This window comes from Erythrobacter sp. (assembly GCF_035194505.1).
GTDB lineage: Bacteria > Pseudomonadota > Alphaproteobacteria > Sphingomonadales > Sphingomonadaceae > Erythrobacter.
Genome location: NZ_CP136573.1, coordinates 1,877,214 through 1,897,796 on the forward strand (window position 1 = coordinate 1,877,214; position 20,583 = coordinate 1,897,796).

Sequence of the window (20,583 nt, forward strand, 5' to 3'; positions counted from 1 at the left end):
AGGCCCCTCGGGAGAGAGACGTGAGCCGCATCACCAAACTGGCGCCAGAGCAATGGGATCAGCGCCTTGTCCGCGCGATCCGGCCGGAAAACCTGACCGATCTCGAACAGGGGCTGACGCGCTATTTCGCGCATTGCCCGGAACAGGCGCTGGGGCTGATGGCTTTCGGCGGGGCGCTGAAGATGAACCGTTCGCTGCCCGAACGGCTGGTGGAACTGGTGCGGCTCAGGGTCGCCTTCTTCAACCAGTGCCGTTCGTGCATGGCGATCCGCTACACCGATGCGGTCGCCGACGGGGTGACCGAGGGGCTCGTCTGCTCGCTGGAACGCCCGCAGGAAGCAGCTGACCTCTCCGCCGCCGAGAAAGCCGCGATCCGTTACGGCGAGCTGATGGCGACCGATCACCTCGCGATCGATGATGCGATGTACGAGGAACTGCGCCAGCACTTCACCGAAGCGCAGATCGTGGAACTGGGCATGACAGTCGCCTTCTTCGTCGGTTTCGGGCGGCTCGCCGCGACGTATCACATGGTCGAGGAACTGCCCGAGGCGTTCCGCAAGGCCGAGAAAATCGCGCCTTGGGGCGCAGAAAAGATCCAGGTGCGCTGATGAACACGCCAACCATCAACCTGTTCGATCCCGCGCTGCAGCAGTGCCCCTACGAGGCCTACAAGACCCTGCGCGACGAGGCGCCGGTCTACAACATCCCCGGCACGCAGATCTATGTGGTCAGCCGTTATGACCACGTGCGCGAGGTGCTGATGGATCCGGCGCGCTTCCCCTCTACGGCGGCAAACGAGCTGATGCGCGCCAGCCCCACCGATATGGAGCGCGGGCGCAAGGTGGCCGAGCGCTTCAAGGCAAATGGCTGGCTGCCCGCGCCGACGCTGGCGGGGCGCGATGACCCCAACCACAAGCAGATGCGCGCGATGTTCAACGAGGCGTTCAAGCCCAGCCGCATCAAGGACATCGACCCGCGCGTCGAAACCCTCGCTTACGAGCTGATCGACGAATTCATCGCTGATGGCCGCTGCGACTGGGTGCGCCAGTTCTGCGTGCCGCTGCCGCTGTTCATCATCGGCGAGCAGATGGGCGCCAAGCGCGAGGACATGTGGAAGATCAAGGGCTGGACCGACGCCTTCTTCCACCGCATCTCGCTGATGCTGCCCGAGGACAAGCACCTCGAAATGGTCGACCGCGAGATCGAGGCGCAGCACTATTTCCAGCCGATCTTCGAACGCCTGCGCGAACATCCCGATGGCAGCCTCATCTCGGTGCTGGTCAACACCGTGATCGAGGGCTGGGACCGGCCGCTGAACGACAACGAACTCCACGCCGAGATGATGGCCGACACCTTCGTGGGCGGCTCGGAAACCACCACCAATGCGCTCGCGGCGGGTATGAAGCTGCTGATCGAGAACAAGGATGTGTGGGCCAAGCTGAAGTCCGATCCCGACAAATATATGCGCAATTTCGTCGAGGAGGTGCTGCGTCTCGAAAGCCCGGTGCAGAGCCTGATGCGCTTCACCCACAAGGATGTGGAACTGGACGGAGTGACGATCCCGGCAGGCTCCGTCGTCAATGTCCGTTACGGCGCGGCGAACCGCGACGAGCGCTTCTTCGAATGCCCGGAAAAGCTCGATCTCGATCGGCCCAAGGCGGGCGCACACATGGCCTTCGGGTCAGGCACGCACCACTGCCTCGGCGCCCCGCTCGCCCGGCGCGAGCTGACGTGGGGCTTCCAGGCCGTGGTTGACCGGTTCGAGGACATGGACTTCGCCCCCGGCGAGAACGACTTCACCTATCACCCGCACTTCCTGCTGCGCAGTCTGAAGCAGCTCAACATCACCTTCATTCCGAGGAAGCGCTGACATGGCTACCCTGCTGAAACCCGCGCCGCAGCGGATCGATGTCACCCCGCTGCCCATGCCCGCCCTGTCAGGCCGCCCGATCGATGGCAGCCGCTACTGGAGCCATGACTTCATGGCCCGCGAGTGGGACGGCATCTGGACCAAGGCGTGGCTGATCGGCGGCCTTGCGGCCCAAGTCGCCAAGCCGGGCGATTTCTTCACCTACGAGATCGGGCGCGAAAGCATTCTCGTCACCCACGGTGAGGACGGACGCATCCGGGCGTTCTACAACGTCTGCCCGCACCGCGGAAAACGGCTGGTGATGGAGGAGGAGGGCCATTCCAAGCGCCTCGCCTGTTCCTATCACGGCTGGCGTTTCTCGGCCGATGGCGAATTGAACTTCGTCCCCTGCCCCGAGGATTTCGAAGGCGGCTCGCCCTGCGGCAAGGTGCGGCTGGAAGAGGTCAAATGCGAGGTCTTCGCCAGCTTCGTCTGGGTCAATCTCGATCCGCACGCGACCCCGCTCGCCGACCATCTCGGCCCTGTCGCGCACCAGATCGCGGGCTACCGCATGGAGCAGATGCACCGCACCCACTGGGTCACGCTGGAGGGGATGTGGAACTGGAAGTGCGTGCAGGACAATTTCAACGAGAGCTATCACCTGCCCTTCGTCCACCCGCAGACCCGCTTCGTGATGGAGCAGAGCTACAAGGACTGCCAGTTCGATCTCTATGCGCCGCAAGGCCATGCGCGGATGTTCATGCCGGGATCACGCCCGGCGCGCAGCCTTCGTGGCCATACCGACACCGTGCTCGAAATGATGGCGAAGGAACTGACCTATTGGGGTCTCGATCCCGAGGACTTCCGCGATGATCCTCTGCGCACCCGCGAGGCGCTACAAGCGGCCAAGCGCGAGCGCGGGGCGGATATGGGCTATGATTTCAGTCACTTCCACGATGCGCAGCTGACCGATCACTTCCACTACACGATCTTCCCCAATATCAGCTTCAGCCTCAAGCCCGACGGCTGCATCTGGCTGCGCGCCGATCCGCACCCGACCGATCCCGAGCGGTGCTATTTCGACATGTGGTATTTCACGTGGTTCCCCGAGGGGAAGGACCGCTACTATTCCTACTCGATGGGCGAGGAGGTCGATCGCTCCACCCCCGTCCCGCACAAGCGCGGCGTAGTGGGCGAGCTGTCCTGCGGCCCCGGGATCGATCAGGACGTCAGCATCTGGAGCGAACAGCAAAAGGGCCTGCGCTCGCGCGGCTACAAGGGCGGGCATCTGGCGGGGCAGGAAGCGCGGGTGCGCTTCTTCCACGACACGATCGATCGCTGGCTGGGGGATTAGGAACAACCTCCGTTCGCATCGAGCGAAGTCGAGATGCGCTGCCCGCAGTCATCGGTGTCTCGACTGCGCTCGACACGAACGGATCTAGAGGTTCGCCAAAGCCGCCGTGCGCCCCGCGATATAGCCATAGGTCAGCGCCGGGCCGAGCGTCCCGCCAGCACCCGCGTAAATCCCGCCTGTCGGGCAGGCGATGGCATTGCCCGCGCCCAGCAGGCCGGGGATCGGCGCGCCATCATGGCCCAGAATACGCGCCTGTCCGTCCGTCCTCGGCCCGCCATTGGTGCCGAGCAGGCCGGAGGAAATCTCCACCGCATAGAACGGCGCCTCGCGGATAGCGCCGAGCGTCACCGCCGTGCCCTCCCGACTGCGATCGCCATAGAAGTGGTCATAGGCGCTGGTGCCGCGCCCGAAATCGGGATCATGGCCTTCATCGGCATGGACATTGAAGCGCGCCACCGTCTCGGTCAGCGCAGCGGCATCGAGTCCGATCTGCGCGGCCAATCCTTCGAGCGTATCGGCGCGCATCACCCAGTCGGGCATCGGCTGGCCCGGCTGGCGCGTGCCCAGCGGATAGCGCGCGGCATATTGCGCGTCGAAGATGAGGTAGGCGGGCAGATTGAGGTAATCATAGCTCCGCGGATCGAACTGGTGGAACACGCCGCCCAATGAGGAATAATTCGCCGCCTCGTTGCAGAAGCGCTCGGCCTTGCGGTTGACCATGATGGAGTGCGGCACGGTGCGCTCGATCAGGATGATCTGCGCGCGTTGCTCGCCGCTGGCCCAGGGCGCATCCGGGGTGACGAGGGTGGGCGCCCACCATGCGCTGGTCATATTGCCGAGCTTCGCGCCCGCCGACATCGCCAGCTTCAACCCGCCGCCGGTGCCGGTGGGCGGGCTGGCCGGTGCGGTGACGGGGCCGCGCAGGAAGGTCTGGCGCAGTTCGGTGTCCCACTCGAAGCCGCCGGTGGTGATGATCACGCCGCGACTGGCGGAAAGGGCGAAGGGCGCGCCGTCCCTGGTGCCCTCGATCCCGGTGATGCGCTCGCCATCACGCACCAGCCGGTGCGTCTCGACCCCGAGGATCGGTTCGATCCCGCGCGCAAGACAGGCCTTCAAAAGCCGCGCCACCATCGCCTGCCCGAAGCCGCATTGGCGCGCGGCCATGCGCTCACCCAGCACCTCCAGCGGCGGCATCGCGGTCGCGCCGCCCAGCGGAGTTTCGCGCAGCATCAGCGGCTTGGGCTCTTCGATGGCGTAGATGCGCGAAGCCCATTCACCGAGCTCCCCCAGCGCAAACAGATCATGGTCGAGCGCGCGCGAGCCTTGCGGCTTGGCGCCCGGACGATCGAGGTAATAGTCGGGATAGCCCGGCAGCACCGAGACAGAGAGCGCTTCGATGCTTTCCAGAAAGGCCAGCGCTTCCGGCCCCTTGTCGACGAAGGCCTCCAGCGTCTCGTCCACCAGATCGCCGTGATCGAGGCTGCGGAAATAGGCGAGCGCATCCGCGCGGCTGTCGGCCATACCGGCTTCGCGCATCCGGGGGTTGTCCGCCACCCAGATCACCCCGCCCGATATGGCAGAGGTGCCGCCGATCCGCTCCCACCGCTCGACGAGGGCAACCCTCGCGCCTGCTTCATGTGCCGCAAGCGCCGCCGCCATGCCGGCCGCGCCCGTTCCGAGGATGATGACGTCGAAATCGCTCATGCCGCCATAAGCGCGCCTGAGAGTGCAGGCGGCAACCCGTCATTTTGGCAAGGTGCGCGAGGGGACGCGGGCGGCTACCCAGCGCAAGCAAAGGAGAGAGCTATGAAACTGGCAGGAAAGATCGCCGCGATCACCGGGGGCACGGCAGGCATGGGACGCGGGATTGCCGAGGCATTTCTGGCCGAGGGCGCGAGCGTGGCGCTGTTCGCGCGCAACGCCGAAAAGGGCGCGAAGGTGCTGGAAGAGCTTGGTGCCGGTGACCGCGCGATCTTCATCGCGGGCGACGTGATGGAGCAGGGCGATCTCGAAGGCTTCGTCGACAAGGTCATCGCCCATTTCGGCACGCTCGACATTCTGGTGAACAATGCCGGCGGCGCGGGCGATCTGCAGCCGCTGGTGAACCTCTCCGATCACGCCTTCGACGAGGCGATGAAGTGGAACGTCTATTCCACCTTCTGGGCCACGCGCCGCGCGCTGCCGACCATGCTGGAAAAGGGCGATGGCCGGGTGATCAACATCTCCTCGATGGAGGGCAAGCACGGCAAGGCGGTGCTGACGGCATACTCGGCCGCCAAGCACGCGGTGAACGGCATGACCAAGAGCCTCGCGCGCGAAGTCGGCGCGGCAGGGGTGACGGTCAATGCGATCTGCCCGGGCATCGTCATCACCGACATCATCAAGAACAACGGCCCCGCCACCGCCAAGGCGATGGGGATGGAGCTGGACGAGATGATCGCGATGTTCGCGGCGGATTCGGCGATCAAGCGGCCGAACACGGTCGAGGAAGTGGCCGCGGTCGCGGTGCTGCTCGCGAGCGAGGCGGGTGCCGGGATCACCGGCCAGCAGATCAGCGTAGATGGCGGGACGGCGCAGTACTAGGCCACAAATCGGCCTGAGGCGCGAATTTCAGGGTCGGTTTGACCCCCTGATAGCACGCAGTTGGCACCCGGATGGCAGGCGCGGGGGCAATGTTTCACGTGAAACATTTGCCCCCTTCACCCCCTCTAGCCTTGCAGTTTTGCCATCGCTGCGCCCACCGCTGCGGCGACATCGCCCGCCTGCGGATTGCCGCGCATGATCAACCCGCCATTGGGCTGGATATTGGCCCCCGTCACATAGGCCTGATCGGTGCTGAGCCACAGGCAGGCATGGGCGACATCGTCCACGGTGTTGAGCCGGCCCATCGGATAGCGCGGCAGGAAGGCGTCGGTCAGACCCGGCACCTGGAAGCTCGCATGGGTCATCGGACTGTCGGTGAAGGCGGGCGAGACCGTGTTGGCCTTGATCCCCAAGTGCCCGTAATCATTGGCAACACACTCGATCAGCGCCTCGGAGCCGCGCTTGGTGCCGATATAGGCGGCGTGGTTGGTGATGATCGCCTTGGTGGTGGCCGAGGACAGGCTGATCAGCGAACCGCCAGTGGGGGCTTGCGCACTCATAACCCGCACGAAGGCCTGCAGGAAGTGGTGCACGCCCTTGAACTGCAGGTCGACGATCTGGTCGAGCTGCTCGTCGGTGATTTCCTCCAGGCTCGCCAGAAGCCCCCAGCCGGTGGTGTTGATCGCGATATCGACCCGGCCGAAGGCGGCGACCGCCTTGTCGGCCATGGCATTGACCTCGGCCTTCTTGGCAATGTCGCACAGGGCATATTCGCCGCCGAGCTCCTTGGCGAGCGCGGCGAGCGGCGCTTCCTTGCGGCCCGCCACCATCACCTTTGCGCCCTCCTTGGCAAACAGGCGGGCGATGGTCTGGCCCATGTTGCCTTCCGACGCCGCCCCCAGAATGACCGCGGTCTTGCCTTGCAATTGTCCCATCTCGTGTCTCCTCTCTGCCCTTGCGAGTAACACGCCCCGCCCCGCCCCCACCCTTCCCAAAAGTGTCCATTGTTCGCAGCCCCCCCGCACCTGATAGCGAGGCCACGATAAAGGGAGAGCCGAGCCATGTTTACCGGACCGCTGGAGGATCGCGTGGCGATCAATGAATTGAATGGCACCTATGCCGATGGCGTGGTGCGGATCGATCCTGTCACCTGGGCGAGCGTCTGGGCCGATGATGCCGACTGGGATCTGATGGGCCACAAGACCCACGGCAAGGACGCGATCGTCGCCTTCTGGAACGGCGCGATGAGCGGGCTGGAGGCGGTCAGCTTCCACTGCGTGCCCTGCATGATCGAAGTCACCGGAGATACCGCCAAGGCACGGGTGCAGACGCAGGAAATCCTCAAGCCCAAGGACGCCAAGGCCCGCCATGTCGGCGGGCTCTACGAGGACGAATTGAAGAAGATCGATGGCCAGTGGCGCTTCACCAGCCGCACCTTCAAGATCATCGCCGAATTCGGTGTGGAGGGCTGATTCTCATGGCAAAAATCCTGATTTCCGCCCAGATCGACCTCGATCCCGCCCAGCGCGAAGAGGCGCTGCGCACCGCCCGCCCGCATATCGAAGCGGCGCTCGCGGAGAAGGGCTGCATCCACTACGACTGGAGCGCCTGTTCGATGAACCCCGCGCGCGTCAACGTGTTCGAGGAGTGGGAGAGCGAGGAAGCCCTCGCTGCGCACTTCAAGGATCCGGCCTATACCGGCATGCGCGATCACATCGGCCAGTTCGGCATCACCGGGGCGGTCAGCGCCAAGTATCGGGTCGACGCCGAAGGCCCGGTCTACAACGCCGAGGGCAATGCAACCGAGGCATTCGACTGAGATCAGGTCCGTGCTGCTCGGCGCGATCCTCGCCGGCGGACAGGCGCGGCGGTTCGGCAGCGACAAGGCGCAGGCGCTCTATGGAGGCGCGCGGCTGATCGATCGGGTCGCCGCCGCTATGGTCGCACAGTCCGGCGCGCTGGTGGTGTGCGGGCGCGAGGAGCCGGGTTTCCGCTGCATCCCCGATTGGCCCGAGCCCGGCCTCGGCCCGCTCGGCGGGCTTGCCGCCGCCCTGCGCCACGCGGACGAGAACGGCTTTGCAGGCGTGCTGTCGGCCGGGGTGGATGCGCCCGATCTGCCGCATGATCTTGCCCGCGCGCTGGCGGGCGAAGGCGCGGCAATCGTCGAAAGCCAGCCGGTGGTCGGCCTGTGGCCAGCCTCGGCCGCGCCGATGCTGGAGGCCTTCCTCGCGGGCGGAGGCCGCTCGCTCTACCGCTTTGCCGATCACATCGCCGCAAGGCGGGTGGACCTCGCCCGCCCGCTGATGAACGTCAACCGGCCGGAGGACCTGCCCCCGGCCTGAGGCGTTAGAGCTTCAGCATCTGCTTGCCGCGATTGAGCCCGCTGAACAGGCGCTGCAAAGTCTGCGGCGCGTTCTCGAAGCCGTGCTGGATGTCTTCCTGATACTTGAGGCTGCCGTCCTTGACGAAGCCTTCCAGCCGCTTGCGGATGCCGGGGAATTCGCTCGCCCAGTCGAGCACGATGAAGCCCGCCATGGTGCCGCGCCGGAACACGAGGTTGAAGTAGTTCTCCGGCCCGGCAGGCAGGCTTCCCGTCTCGTAACGGCTGATCCCGCCGCAGATCACCACGCGGGCATTGGTGGCGATGCAGGCGAGCATGTCGTTCAGGATCTTGCCGCCGACATTGTCGTAGATCACGTCGACGCCGCGCGGGCAGAGCTCGCGGATCTGCGCCTTCACGTTGCCCGCCTTGTAATCGATCGCGGCGTCATAGCCCGCCTCGCGCACCAGCCAGTCGCACTTGTCCTGCCCGCCCGCAATGCCGACCACGCGGCACCCGGCGATCTTGGCGAGCTGGCCGACGATGCTCCCCGTTGCCCCGGCAGCGCCGCTCACCAGCACGGTGTCGCCCGCCACGGGCTTGCCCACCTTGAACAGCCCGCAATAAGCGGTGAGGCCCGTGGTCCCCAGCACCGAGAGCACGGCGGTGGGCGAAATTTCGGTCTCGACCTTGGTCAGTTCCTTGCCATCGGTGACGAGATATTCGGCCCAGCCGGTGGTACCGAACACGAGGTCACCCACCGCAAACCGCCCGCCGTTGGACGCCACGACTTCGGCGATGCCACTGCCGCGCATCACGTCGCCGATCGCCATCGGCGCGACGTAATCGGCGATGTTCTCCATCCAGCCCTTCTGCGCCGGATCAAAGCCCAGATAGTGCGTCTTCAGCAGCATCTCTCCCGGGCCGGGATCGGGCAGTTCGACCGTCGCCATCTTGAAGTCGTTCTCGATCTCGATGCCGCGACCGCGCGGGTGTCCGTTCAAGAGCCATTGGCGGGTGGTGGTGGGCATGGAACTGTCTCCTTGGTTTGCCTGCCCTATTGCGAGCGCGCCGCCCGCCTCTCCACGGCCAAAAGTGTCAGTCGAGCCGCCTGCCGCCTGTGGTAGTTTGCGCATTCCAAGGAGAGAGACGATGGGCGTACAGACTCACAAGACCTTCTGCCGCTTCTGCCATGCCAATTGCGCGATGGAAGTCGATGTCGAGGACGGCAAGGTCGTCGAAGTGCGCGGCGATCCGGATGATCCGGCCTATGGCGGCTACACCTGCATGAAGGGGCGCGAGCTGCCGGATTCGCACAATTCGGAAAACCGCCTGCACCACAGCCTTGTCCGTAACGAAGCGGGCGAATTCGTCTCGACCCCGATGGACGAGACGCTGGCCCATGTGGCGAGCGAACTGCGCCGCATCATCGATACCTATGGCCCCCATTCGGTGGCGGTGTTCATGGGCTCGGGCGGGTTCCAGAACTCGGCCGCGATGGCCGCCTCGCTGTCTTTCGCCAATGCCGTGGGCAGCCGCAATTTCTACACCTCGGTGACGCTCGATCAGCCGGCCAAGGTCTTCACCACCGCGCGCTACGGCAAGTGGATGGCGGGGCCGAACACCTTCAGCGAAAGCGATGTGGCCTTCTTCATCGGGAACAATCCGATTGTCTCGCACTATGCCCCCGTTGGCGGGGTGCCGCCCTTCAGCCCCTCGCGCCGCATCCGCGACAAGAAGGCGGAAGGCCTCAAGCTGATCGTCGCTGACCCGCGCGAGAGCGATGTGGCGCGGCTGGCGGATATCTACCTGCCGGTGAAGCCGGGCGAGGATCCCGCGATGCTGGCGGGCATGCTCAACGTGATCATTTCCGAAGGGCTCTATGATCGCAATTTCGTCGCGGCGAACGTGGACGGGTTCGACGAGTTGGCCGAGGCGGTGAAGGCCTTCCCGCCCGAAGTCGCCGCGGAGCGCGCAGGGCTCGACAAGGACCAGCTGATTGCGGCTGCACGGATGTTCGCGGGTGGCACCAAGGGCTGCGCCACCACCGGCACGGGGCCGGAAATGGCAGGCCATGGCACGCTCACCGAATATCTCGTGGTGTGCCTCAACACCATCTGCGCGCGCTTCAAGCAGGAGGGCGAGAAGGCCGCCATCCCGGGCGTGTTCAGCCCCTACCAGAACGCGCGGCGCGCACAGGTCGGCGCGCCGGTGCCGATGTTCGGCGCGGAAGGCATGCCCAAATCGCGCTTCCGCGGGCTCGGGCATCTGGGCTGGGAAATGCCGTGCAACGTGCTGGCGGACGAAATCCTCACCCCCGGCGAAGGCCAGGTGCGCGCGCTGATCTCGGTCGGCGGCAATCCGGTGGTGGGCTTCCCCGATCAGGCCAAGATGGTCCGCGCGCTGGATGATCTCGAGCTCTTCGTGCAGATCGATCCGTGGATGAGCGCCAGCGCCAAGCGTGCCGACGTGGTGCTTGCGCCCTCGCAATGCCTTGAGCGCGAGGACATCACCAGCCTTTCCGAATGGTGGCACGAGGAGCCCTATGCCCGCTACACAGAGGCGGTGGTGGCGCCTCCCGGCGATGTGATCGACGAATACGAGATGTTCTGGACGCTCGCCCACCACCTGGGGATTCAGATGAACCTCAATGGCGGCCCGCTGCCGATGGACAGGAAGCCGACCAAGCAGGAATTCCTCGATCTCGCCGTCACTGGCTGCCTCGTGCCGCCCAGCAAGGTGCGCGCGGATTGCGCAGCCAATGGCGGGGCGGCGGTGTTCTATCCGGAACAGCACCCCAAGGTGGAACCGGTGGACGAGAGCGACTTCCACCGCTTCGATCTGGCGGTGGGCGCAATGCCTGCGGAGATCGGGAAATATGCCGAAAATCCGGCGACACGCGAAGGTTTCGACTTCCGCCTGATCAGCCGCCGCTCGAAAACGCGCTTCAACTCGATCGGCCATCCGCTCAAGAAATTGCAGGCCAAGACCACCACCAACCCGGCCTATATCCACCCGGATGATATCTCCGCGCTGGGCCTGGAGGAAGGCGGTCTGGTCGCGATCACTTCGTCTCACGCCACCATTCACGGCGTCGTGAAAGCGAGCGACAAGGTGCGGCGCGGGATCGTGTCGATGGCGCACGCCTATGGCGATGCCGATGCGACCAAGGACGATGTGCGCGAGCGCGGCTCCTCGACCAACCGGCTGGTGAGCGAGGTGGTCGACTATGATCCGATTACCGGACAATCCCTGCAAAGCGCCATTCCGGTGAAGCTGGAGCCCGCTTAGAACTCAAACCCCTGAATCCGTTCGGGCTGAGCTTGTCGAAGCCCCGTCCTTTTCTTCCGAAGAGAAGTGCGGCCCTTCGACAGGCTCAGGGCGAACGGGAATGGAGAGTATCCGAATGCCCCAGAACCGCCGCTTCCTGCTTCAGCGCCGCCCCGATGGCACGCCGGTGCCCGATGACTTCGCGCTTGTCACCGAGCCCACGCCGGCGCTGGAAGAAGGCCAGTTCCTGATCCGCAACCACTACGCATCGCTCGATCCGGCGATGCGCGGGTGGATGGATGCGGAAGGCAACTACATGCCGCCGATCCCCTTGGGCGATCCGGTGCGCGCCAGCACCATCGGGGTGGTCGAGGAAAGCCGCGCGGAAGGCTTTGCGCCCGGCCAGTGGGTGATGGGTTTGAACGCGCTGGAGGATTACTCGATCGGCGTCGCGGGCGGCTTCACCCAGCCGATCGACCCGAGCCTCGTGCCGAGCGTCACCAACTACCTGTCGATCTTCGGCGCAGTCGGGATGACGGCCTATTTCGGCTTCCTCGAGGTGTGCCAGCCCAAGGCGGGCGAGACCGTGCTGGTGACGGGCGCTGCGGGCGCAGTCGGTAGCCTTGTCGGCCAGCTCGCCAAGATCCACGGCTGCCGCGCGGTCGGCATTGCGGGCGGGCCTGCCAAGTGCGAGCGCCTCACCGAGAAATACGGCTTCGATGCGGCCATTGACTACCGCGGCAAGGATGAAGCAGCCCTCACCAAGGCGATTGCCGAAGCCTGCCCTGACGGCGTCGATGTGATCTTCGAGAATGTCGGCGGGATCATCCTCGATGCTGGGCTGATGAACCTGAACCTGCACTCGCGCGTCGGACTGTGCGGCCTCATAAGCGAATACAACACCGAACCGCGCGGCATCCGCAACCTGTGGCAGCTGATCGTCAAGCGCGCCCATATCCGCGGGCTGCTGGTGGCCGATTACGTCCCCCGCTTCGGCGAGGGTGCGCAGGCGATGGGCGTGTGGGCAGCGCAGGGCAAGCTCGCCATCGACGAGCATATCGACGAGGGGCTGGAGCACGCCTTCGACAGCTTCATGCGGCTGTTTGCGGGCACCAATGACGGCAAGATGATCCTCAAGATCGCCTGATGCGCTCCTTGCTGGTCTTGTCGGGCGGGCACCCCTACGAGGCCGGGCCCTTTGGCGAGCTGTTGGGCGCACTGGGCGGTTGGGACATCACCCACCTCATCCACCCCGAAGGCGGGGAGGCCGATGCGGCGGACGCCATCGCGGCGGCAGATGGGCTGCTGTTCTACGACATGGCGGGCTACAGCTTTGGCGATGGCGCAGTGACAATGCGCCCGCCTTCGTCTGCCTTCCGGCAGGCCGTCGCGGCGCGCTTTGCCAGCGGCAGGGGCGCGGTCGCGATGCACCATGCGCTCGCAGGATGGGCGCTGTGGCCCGAATGGCACGACTGGCTGGGCGGACAGTTCCACTATCAACCCGGCGCCCATGGGCAGGATTCGGGCTATCGCCACGATGTCGCCTACGAGGCGCATGTGGTGGCCGATCATCCGGTCACACGCGGTCTACCCGCCAGCTTTCCGGTGACCGACGAGCTTTACCTCTGCCCGATTGACGAGACCGCCCTCACACCCCTCGTGCGGGCCGAGGGCTTCGCCTTCAATCGCGACAATTTCTACTCCGCCGCACAGGCCGTCGCAGGCGCGATGTTCAGCAATGACGGCTGGGAGCATCCGCCGGGCAGCAACTGCATCGCCTGGGAAAGCCGCACCTGCCCCGCCCCGCTCGTCTATCTGCAATGCGGCGATGGCCCGGCGACCTATACCAACCCGAATGTGCGCCAGATGCTGGCCCAGGCACTCGATTACACCTCAGGAGGAACCACCGGATGACGCCCCAGCAAACTGTCGAAGCCTTCATCGGCCACTGGAACGCCTGCGATGTGGACGCGATGCTCGCCCTGTGTGCGGACGGCATCGTCTATCACAATATCCCGATGGAGCCGATCACCGGCACCACCGCGATGCGTGCGATGGTCGAAGGCTTTCTCGCGAATATCTCCGCCTGCGAATGGCAGACTCACGCCATCGCCGCCAATGGCAACACCGTGCTGACCGAGCGCACCGACGGCTTCATCTTCAAGGACGGGCGCCGCGCCGCGATCCGCGTGATGGGCACCTTCGATCTCGATGAAAACGGCCTGATCACCGGCTGGCGCGACTATTTCGACATGGCCGAGTTCCAGCGCGAATTTGCCGGGGGCTGAGCCGCGCCTGCGCGCTCCCTAACACAAACGCGCATCGCATCGGGGCGGCACTCATGGCTAGGCTTGACCCTTAATTTGCAAGGGTTGGAGCCCGCCTGCCATGAACAAGCCTGAAGGCAATGTCTTTGCCCCCGAAACGCTGCTGGATCCCTTCGATTACTACCGCGCCATGCACGAGGCGGGGGTGGAGATCGAACTGATCGAAGGGATGGGCACCTATGTCGTCTATTCCTATGATCTGTGTAGCGAGGCGGCGGCCAAACCGGAGATCTTCTCCAACGATTTCACCGCGCTGATGGGCCGGGAATCGGACGAGGAAATCCAGGCGATCCTCGCGGAAGGCTGGCCCGATCTTCCGACCCTGCTGACCGCCGATCACCCGGTCCACACCCGCAACCGCAAACTGGTGAACCTCGCCTTCTCGGCCCCGCGTGTGAACGCGATCGAAGCCGACATGCGGACCAAGTCGATCGAGCTGATCGAAGCCTTTGCCGACAAGGGCGAATGCGAATTCGTCGAGGAATTCGGCGTGCCGCTGCCGGTGGCGATGATCGCGGGGCAGATCGGGCTCGACGATGATCCCAAGCGGGTGAAGCGCTGGTCTGACGCCGCTGTCGACCGCTTCAGCCAGATGGTCGATCACGAGCGCAAGCTCGAATGTGCGCGCAGTCTGGTCGAATTCCAGCACTACATGAAGGGCCTGATCGATGATCGCCGCGCGAACGGCGGCAATGATCTGCTGACCGATCTGGTCGAGGCGCGGGTCGAGGGGGAAACCCCGCTCATCGACCCCGAAATCATGTCGCTGATGCAGCAGTTCATGGTGGCGGGGAACGAGACCACCACCTCGACGCTGGCAGGCGGCCTGCTCCAGCTGATCCGCAACCCGGACCAGATGGCCAAGGCCAAGGCTGCGGCTGGCGGACGCGATCCCAAGGTGATCATGAACCTCGTCGAGGAGGCGCTGCGCTACGAAACCCCCACGGCGGGCATGTGGCGCGTGGTCAAGGCCGATACCGAGCTGGGCGGCATGAAAATCCCCAACGGCGCGGTGGTGCAGCTGCGCTACGCCGCGGCCAATCGCGATCCGAAGAAGTTCCCCGATCCGGATAAGTTCGACATCGATCGCGCCAACGCCCGCACACACCTCAGCTTCGGCAAGGGGCCGCATATGTGCGTGGGCAACATGCTCAGCCGCAAGGAAATGCTGGTCGCCTTCGACGAGCTGCTCGAACGGCTCGATAACTTCGCGGTGGCCGACGAGAACGCCATCCGCATCCTGCCCAACATCCTGCTGCGCGGTGTCACGCATCTGCCGATCACCTTCACGCGGAAAGCCTGAGGCCCATGAATTTCGATCTGTCCGAAGAACAGCAGATGTTCGTGACCTCGGTCGAGCGCTTCGCCGCGCCGATCGATGTCGAAGCGCGGCGGCGGCTGCGGCTCTCGCCCACCGGCTATGACCGGGCGCGCTGGCAGAGCCTTGCCGAAATGGGCCTGATCGCGCTCGCCGCGAGCGAGGATGCAGGCGGCATGGGCGGCTCGCCGCTCGATCTGGCGCTGGTGGCCGAAGCGATCGGCAAGGCCAATGCCCCCGATCCGCTGATCGAACATGGCGTGCTGCCCACCCTGCTGCTCGAACGCGGGCAGGCGCACGAAGCGCTCGAAGGCGTGCTGGCGGGCACGACCATCGCCACTTTCGCCTGGACCGAACGCGGCCAGCGCTACAGCCTCAGGGCCAAGGGCATGAAGGCGGAAAGCACCGGAGACGGCTTCGTGCTCTCGGGCGAAAAGACCATGGTGATGGGCGCGCTGATCGGCGATCTGTTCATCGTCACCGCCGATATCGGCGGGGAGATCGCCTGCTTCCTCGTGCCGAAGGATGCACCGGGCCTCGAAGTGCGGGCCTATCGCCTTGCCGATGGCAGCATCGCGGGCGAACTGAAGCTGACCCGCACGCCCGCTGCCGCGCGGCTGACGCTCAATGCGGCGGCGCTCGACGGGATCGTTGCCGAAGTGCGCCTGCTCGCAGCGGCCGAAATGGTCGGTCTCGGCCAGCGCCTGCTCGACGATACGCTCGCCTATGTGAAGGAGCGCCAGCAGTTCGGCGTCGCCATCGGCAGCTTTCAGGCACTCCAGCACCGGCTGGTCGATTGCTATGCGCGCGAGGAACAGGCGCGCTCGATGCTCTATCGCGCCGCGCTCAGCGATCGCGGCGATACCGCAGCGTGGCAGCGGGCTGCGGCGGGGGCCAAGGCCTTCATCGGCGAGAATGTCGACGCCATCGCCCGCGAGGCGGTGCAGATGCATGGCGGCATGGGGATCACCGACGAACTCGCCATCGGCCACGCCCTGAAGCGCGTGCTGCTGCTCGCGCGGCTGTTCGGCGATGTCGATACGGTGCTGGCGGAATATGCGCTTGCGGCGTGATCCGCAGGCTGGAGGGGACTGAAACAATGGGCGAAAAGATCGACCCCAATCTGTGGAGCGACGGGGCCGAGCCGCACCTGATGGGCGGGCGGCTGCCTTCGGGCGAGATCGTCTTCCCGATGCCGGCGGGCGATGCGGCCGAGGGCGTCACACCTCACAAGCTGTCGCGTCGCGGCAAGCTGTGGTCGTGGACCAGCCAGGGCTTCCTCCCCAAGGAGCCCTATGAGGGCCCCGGTTCCGGCCCCGGCGAAGGCCCGCCCGACTTCCAGCCCTATCTGCTCGGCTATGTCGAACTGCCCGGCGAGGTGATCGTCGAGAGCCGCATCGTCGATGCTCGGCTCGAGGATCTGCACCTCGGCATGGAGCTCGAATTCTGCATCGTGCCCTTCAACATGACGCACGACACCTTCGCCTTCCGCCCCGTCGCTGCACAAGAGAGCAAAGCCGCATGAGCGAGAATGTCTACATCATCGGCGCGGGGATTCACCCGTTTGGCCGCACCGATAGCCGTTCGGGCCGCGAACAGGGCGTCTATGCCGTGCGCGAGGCCTTGAGCGATGCGGGGCTGGAATGGCCCGATATCGAATGCGCCTATGGCGGCTCGGCAGCGGCAGGCAATGCCGACATCATGGTCAACGAGCTGGGGCTGACCTCGCTCCCCTTCACCAATGTCGCCAATGGCTGCGCCACCGGCGGCAGTGCGCTCGCCGCCTCGCAGCAGGCCATCGCGAGCGGGATGTATGACCTCGCGCTCGCGGTGGGCTTCGACAAGCACCCGCGCGGCGCCTTCAACGCCAAGCCTGCCGATTACGGCCTGCCCGAATGGTACGGCCAGACCGGCATGATGCTGACCACGCAGTTCTTCGCCCTGAAGATCCAGCGCTACATGCAATTGCACGGCATCAGCCGCACGACGCTGGGCCGCGTGGCGGAAAAGGCCTTCCGCAACGGCACGATCACGCCCCACGCATGGCGGCGCAGCCCGGTCGATCTCGACACGATCATGAACGCGCCGATGATCAATGATCCGCTCACCAAGTACATGTTCTGCTCGCCGGCCGAGGGCGCGGTGGCGCTGATCCTCGCATCCGAAAAGAAGATGAAGGAACTCGGCGCTGACGGCGTGAAGATCCGCAGCGTCGCCGTGAAGACCCGCCCGCCCAACTCCTTCGAGGTGTTCCAGGCCGGCATCAGCATCGAGGAAGGTGGCAAGCCAACCGTGCTCGCCAGTCAGGCCGCCTTCGAGAAGGCAGGTGTGGGGCCGGAGGACATCTCGGTCGCGCAATTGCAGGACACCGAGAGTGGCGCGGAAATCATGCACATGGCCGAAAACGGCTTCTGCAAGGATGGCGATCAGGAAGAATGGCTGGCCAATGGCTGGACCGAGATCGGCGGCGGCAAGTTGCCGGTCAACACCGATGGCGGCTGCCTTGCCTGCGGCGAGCCGGTCGGCGCATCGGGCCTGCGGCAGGTCTACGAAAACGTCCAGCAGCTGCGCCAGCGCGGCGGCGAGCGGCAGGTGCCGGGCAAGAACGGCAAGGGTCCGCGCCTCGGCTACAGCCACGTCTACGGCGCGCCGGGCCTCTCGGCAGTCGCGATCCTGGAGCGCGAATGAGCAGGATGCAGGGCAAGGTCGCGCTGGTCTCGGGCGGCGCGGAGGGGATTGGTGCGGCGGTCGCGCGGCTGATCGTGGCCGAAGGCGGCAGCGTGATGCTGGGCGATGTGCAGCTGGAAAAGGCGCAGGAACTCGCCGCCGAACTGGGCGAGCGGGCTGCGGCCTGTCAGCTCGACGTGCGTGATCTGAGGCAATGGGAAGCTGCCGTCTCCGCCACACGCGGGCACTTCGGCAAGCTGACCGTGCTGTGCAACATTGCCGGCATCTCCGAGCCGGGCAACGTCCCCGATGGCGCGCTCGATGTGTGGGAACGCACCATCGACATCAACCTTCATGGCCCCTTCTACGGGATGCGCGCGGCAATCCCGGCGATGGAGGCGAGCGGCGAGCCCTGCGCCATCGTCAACATCGGCTCGATGATCGCGCTGCGCCCCGCATCCTTCGTGGCGGCCTACAGCGCGTCAAAGACAGGCCTTCGCGGCCTCACGCAATCGGTCGCGCTCGATCTGGCCGAACGCGGCCTGCCGATCCGGGTCAACATGGTGCACCCCGGCGCGATCCGCACGCCGATGTACAACCGCTACAAGTTCTCTGGCGCCGATACGCCCGAGAACATCGAAACCAATTTCGCCGCCACCCACCCGATGAACCGCATCGGCGAGCCCGAGGAAGTCGCCCGCGCGGTAGTGTTCCTCGCCAGCGACGAGGCGAGCTTTACCACCGGCTGCGATTTGACCGTCGATGGCGGCGGCAGCATCAGGAGCTAACATGAGCCAGCAACCCGCCACCCGGATCGACGCGCATTTCATCGCCGCGGGCAAGTATCACGATATCGACTTTCCGCGGCTCGAGATCCTCAAGCTGCTGGCCGAACACCCGCATATCCGCACCACCGTGGCGGCGGATTATTCGGGGCTGGAGCGGCTCGACCAGTGCCGCTTCCTCATCACCTATACCTGCGATCTGATGCCGACCGAGGAACAGGCCGCGCAATTGAAGGCATGGGTCGCCAAGGGCGGCAAGTGGATGGCGCTGCACGGCACCAACTCGATCCTCGTCTTCACCGCCGAGGGCCTCGTCGATGCGCCCGATGATCGCCCCGACGTGATGGAGATGCTCGGCACGCAGTTCGTCGCCCACCCACCGATCGGCAAGTTCCCGGTCGAAGTGGTGAACAAGGACCACGAACTCACTCGCGGCATCGAAGACTTCGAAGTGGTGGACGAGCTTTACCTCTCCAAGACCACCGCCCCGATCGACACACTGATGCAGACCACTTTCGAAGGCGAGGCGACCGGCTTCACCCACAGCCAGTGGGACAAGACTACGGTTCCTATCGTTTATACGAGGGATATCGGCGCGGGTCAGATCGTATACAACGCATTGGGCCATTGCCGCGGGCATTATGACCTGCCCGGCATGACCGATTTCTACCCGCACAGGGAAAACTGCGCGTGGAACTACGACGTTTATTATGACCTGCTGCGGCGCACCATCCGCTGGGCCATGAGAGACGGCGCCTGAGAAACTGGGCCTGAGGCCACGGACTGACTGCGACGAACGGGATCGATACGACATGGATATGGACTTCTCCCCAGAGGATCTGGCCTTCCGCGAAGAGGTGCGGGCCTTCCTCAAGGACAATCTTCCCGATCGGCTGCGCGATGGTGCGCGCCGCACGCCGGGCGTGTTCGTCGAGCCCGATATCGGGATGGAATGGCACCGCATCCTCTATCGTCAGGGCTGGGTCGCGCCGCACTGGCCCAAGGAAGACGGCGGTACCGGCTGGACCCCGACGCAGAAGTTCATCTTCGAAAAGGAATGTGCGCTCGCCGGCGCGCCCGCGCTCGCGATCCTCGGGTTGCGGCTGGTCGGTCCGGTGATCTGCCACTTCGGCACTCCGGAGCAGAAGGCGCGCTTCCTGCCCGGCATCCTTTCGGGCGATGATTACTGGTGCCAGGGCTATTCCGAGCCCGGTTCGGGCTCCGACCTCGCCAGCCTGAAAACGGCCGCGCGGCTTGAGGGTGACGAGTACATCATCAACGGCTCCAAGATCTGGACCACCCACGCCCACCACGCGGACTGGATCTTCGCGCTGGTGCGCACCGATGCGACCGTCAAGAAGCAGCAGGGGATCAGCTTCCTCCTCGTGCCGATGGATCAGCCGGGCGTGGAAGTGACCCCGATCTATTCGATGTCGGGCGATCACGAGGTCAACGCGGTGTTCTTCACCGATGCCCGCACTTCCGTCGAGAACCGCATCGGTGATGAAGGCGCAGGCTGGACCATCGCCAAGTTCCTGCTCGAAAACGAGCGCGGCGGATCGTGCTATGCCCCGCGTCTGCTCCAGTCGATCGACCGGCTCGAACAGCTCGCGCAGACCCAGCCTTCGGGCGTCAACGGCGCGATTGCGCATGATGCGCGCTTCCGTGACCGGCTTGCCCGAGTGCGGCTGGAGGCCGAGGCGTTGGAAGTGACCGAACTGCGCATCCTTGCCGAACTCGCCAAGGGCCGCGCGCCCGGCCCGCAGACCTCGTTGGTCAAGCTGCTCGGCTCGAATATCGGCCAGCAGGTCGATGTGCTGCGTCTGGAGCTGCTCGGCCCGGATGCCCTGCAACTGCCGCTCGAACGCCCGCTCTACGGCAATGAAGCGCCTGAGCCGGTGGGCAGCGAATATGCCCAGACCGCGATGGGCAAGTACCTCAACAACCGCGCCTCGACGATTTTCGGCGGCTCGGACGAGGTCCAGAAGAACATCATCGCCAAGACCGTGCTGGGGCTCTGAAACCCCGGCACTTCGTCATTGCGAGCCGCCGCAGGCGGCGCGGCAATCCATGAACTGACTTTACGAGTCGGCGAAACGGCAGTCCATGG

Annotated in this window: 21 protein-coding genes; 18 read left to right on the forward strand and 3 right to left on the reverse strand. The window is 65.2% G+C overall.

Annotation, left to right across the window (positions count from 1 at the left end; genetic code table 11):
* The first annotated feature begins 20 nt into the window (after nucleotides 1-20).
* From RSE14_RS09260 to RSE14_RS09270, 3 genes are read left to right on the forward strand one after another with little or no spacing between them, the layout of a single operon-like run.
* Nucleotides 21-608, forward strand: a complete 588-nt coding sequence (locus tag RSE14_RS09260) for a carboxymuconolactone decarboxylase family protein (RefSeq protein ID WP_324072998.1) — start codon at nucleotides 21-23, stop codon at nucleotides 606-608.
* Nucleotides 608-1,870, forward strand: coding sequence for a cytochrome P450 (locus RSE14_RS09265; RefSeq protein ID WP_324073000.1), 1,263 nt, complete (start codon nucleotides 608-610; stop codon nucleotides 1,868-1,870). The genes RSE14_RS09260 and RSE14_RS09265 overlap by 1 nt, the downstream gene beginning before the upstream one ends.
* A 1-nt stretch (nucleotide 1,871) precedes the next feature.
* The gene (locus RSE14_RS09270; protein ID WP_324073002.1) at nucleotides 1,872-3,203 is read left to right on the forward strand and encodes an aromatic ring-hydroxylating oxygenase subunit alpha; all 1,332 of its coding nucleotides are present in this window, start codon (nucleotides 1,872-1,874) and stop codon (nucleotides 3,201-3,203) included.
* Between the two features lie 84 nt (nucleotides 3,204-3,287).
* On the opposite strand, the gene RSE14_RS09275 is transcribed toward RSE14_RS09270, so the two are convergent.
* Nucleotides 3,288-4,907 carry an FAD-dependent oxidoreductase gene (locus tag RSE14_RS09275; RefSeq protein ID WP_324073005.1) on the reverse strand — a complete coding sequence of 540 codons (1,620 nt, stop codon included), beginning with the start codon at nucleotides 4,905-4,907 and terminating at the stop codon, nucleotides 3,288-3,290.
* A gap of 102 nt (nucleotides 4,908-5,009) precedes the next feature.
* Between RSE14_RS09275 and RSE14_RS09280 the strand changes: the two genes are divergently transcribed.
* Nucleotides 5,010-5,786: an SDR family NAD(P)-dependent oxidoreductase gene (locus RSE14_RS09280; RefSeq protein WP_324073006.1), complete on the forward strand. Its 777-nt coding sequence runs from the start codon at nucleotides 5,010-5,012 to the stop codon at nucleotides 5,784-5,786.
* A gap of 125 nt (nucleotides 5,787-5,911) precedes the next feature.
* Here the strand turns inward: RSE14_RS09280 and RSE14_RS09285 are convergent, their stop codons facing one another.
* Nucleotides 5,912-6,721: an SDR family NAD(P)-dependent oxidoreductase gene (locus RSE14_RS09285; RefSeq protein ID WP_324073008.1), complete on the reverse strand. Its 810-nt coding sequence runs from the start codon at nucleotides 6,719-6,721 to the stop codon at nucleotides 5,912-5,914.
* Between the two features lie 126 nt (nucleotides 6,722-6,847).
* Between RSE14_RS09285 and RSE14_RS09290 the strand changes: the two genes are divergently transcribed.
* From RSE14_RS09290 to mobA, 3 genes are read left to right on the forward strand one after another with little or no spacing between them, the layout of a single operon-like run.
* The gene (locus RSE14_RS09290) at nucleotides 6,848-7,258 is read left to right on the forward strand and encodes a nuclear transport factor 2 family protein (protein ID WP_324073011.1); all 411 of its coding nucleotides are present in this window, start codon (nucleotides 6,848-6,850) and stop codon (nucleotides 7,256-7,258) included.
* A gap of 5 nt (nucleotides 7,259-7,263) precedes the next feature.
* Nucleotides 7,264-7,605, forward strand: a complete 342-nt coding sequence (locus tag RSE14_RS09295; RefSeq protein ID WP_166545875.1) for a putative quinol monooxygenase — start codon at nucleotides 7,264-7,266, stop codon at nucleotides 7,603-7,605.
* A gap of 10 nt (nucleotides 7,606-7,615) precedes the next feature.
* Nucleotides 7,616-8,128: a molybdenum cofactor guanylyltransferase gene (gene mobA / locus RSE14_RS09300; protein WP_324073014.1), complete on the forward strand. Its 513-nt coding sequence runs from the start codon at nucleotides 7,616-7,618 to the stop codon at nucleotides 8,126-8,128.
* A 4-nt stretch (nucleotides 8,129-8,132) separates the two neighbouring features.
* On the opposite strand, the gene RSE14_RS09305 is transcribed toward mobA, so the two are convergent.
* A complete protein-coding gene (locus RSE14_RS09305) occupies nucleotides 8,133-9,137 on the reverse strand; it encodes an NADP-dependent oxidoreductase (RefSeq protein ID WP_324073015.1) in 1,005 nt (334 codons plus the stop codon).
* 121 nt (nucleotides 9,138-9,258) lie between these two features.
* Here RSE14_RS09305 and RSE14_RS09310 point away from each other — a divergent pair, with 121 nt between their 5' ends.
* The 11 genes from RSE14_RS09310 (at nucleotide 9,259) to RSE14_RS09360 (ending at nucleotide 20,494) form a co-directional block, all read left to right on the forward strand.
* Entirely contained in the window at nucleotides 9,259-11,397 is a 2,139-nt protein-coding gene (locus tag RSE14_RS09310) for a molybdopterin-containing oxidoreductase family protein (protein WP_324073017.1), read from the forward strand.
* A gap of 115 nt (nucleotides 11,398-11,512) precedes the next feature.
* On the forward strand, nucleotides 11,513-12,523 hold the full coding sequence (locus tag RSE14_RS09315; RefSeq protein WP_324073018.1) for an NADP-dependent oxidoreductase: 1,011 nt from the start codon (nucleotides 11,513-11,515) through the stop codon (nucleotides 12,521-12,523).
* Complete coding sequence (locus RSE14_RS09320; protein WP_324073021.1) at nucleotides 12,523-13,290, forward strand: ThuA domain-containing protein; 768 nt, start codon at nucleotides 12,523-12,525, stop codon at nucleotides 13,288-13,290. Before RSE14_RS09315 ends, RSE14_RS09320 begins: the two co-directional genes overlap by 1 nt.
* A complete protein-coding gene (locus tag RSE14_RS09325) occupies nucleotides 13,287-13,664 on the forward strand; it encodes a limonene-1,2-epoxide hydrolase family protein (RefSeq protein WP_324073022.1) in 378 nt (125 codons plus the stop codon). The genes RSE14_RS09320 and RSE14_RS09325 overlap by 4 nt, the downstream gene beginning before the upstream one ends.
* 100 nt (nucleotides 13,665-13,764) lie before the next feature.
* On the forward strand, nucleotides 13,765-15,006 hold the full coding sequence (locus RSE14_RS09330) for a cytochrome P450 (protein ID WP_324073024.1): 1,242 nt from the start codon (nucleotides 13,765-13,767) through the stop codon (nucleotides 15,004-15,006).
* A 5-nt stretch (nucleotides 15,007-15,011) separates the two neighbouring features.
* Nucleotides 15,012-16,094, forward strand: a complete 1,083-nt coding sequence (locus tag RSE14_RS09335) for an acyl-CoA dehydrogenase family protein (RefSeq protein WP_324073026.1) — start codon at nucleotides 15,012-15,014, stop codon at nucleotides 16,092-16,094.
* 26 nt (nucleotides 16,095-16,120) lie between these two features.
* On the forward strand, nucleotides 16,121-16,546 hold the full coding sequence (locus RSE14_RS09340; RefSeq protein ID WP_324073028.1) for a Zn-ribbon domain-containing OB-fold protein: 426 nt from the start codon (nucleotides 16,121-16,123) through the stop codon (nucleotides 16,544-16,546).
* Nucleotides 16,543-17,709, forward strand: coding sequence for a thiolase family protein (locus tag RSE14_RS09345; protein WP_324073030.1), 1,167 nt, complete (start codon nucleotides 16,543-16,545; stop codon nucleotides 17,707-17,709). Before RSE14_RS09340 ends, RSE14_RS09345 begins: the two co-directional genes overlap by 4 nt.
* Complete coding sequence (locus RSE14_RS09350; RefSeq protein ID WP_324073032.1) at nucleotides 17,706-18,476, forward strand: SDR family NAD(P)-dependent oxidoreductase; 771 nt, start codon at nucleotides 17,706-17,708, stop codon at nucleotides 18,474-18,476. Before RSE14_RS09345 ends, RSE14_RS09350 begins: the two co-directional genes overlap by 4 nt.
* A gap of 1 nt (nucleotide 18,477) precedes the next feature.
* Nucleotides 18,478-19,233 carry a ThuA domain-containing protein gene (locus RSE14_RS09355; protein ID WP_324073034.1) on the forward strand — a complete coding sequence of 252 codons (756 nt, stop codon included), beginning with the start codon at nucleotides 18,478-18,480 and terminating at the stop codon, nucleotides 19,231-19,233.
* Nucleotides 19,234-19,285: 52 nt separating this feature from the next.
* The gene (locus tag RSE14_RS09360) at nucleotides 19,286-20,494 is read left to right on the forward strand and encodes an acyl-CoA dehydrogenase family protein (RefSeq protein WP_324073036.1); all 1,209 of its coding nucleotides are present in this window, start codon (nucleotides 19,286-19,288) and stop codon (nucleotides 20,492-20,494) included.
* Nucleotides 20,495-20,583 lie beyond the last annotated feature (89 nt).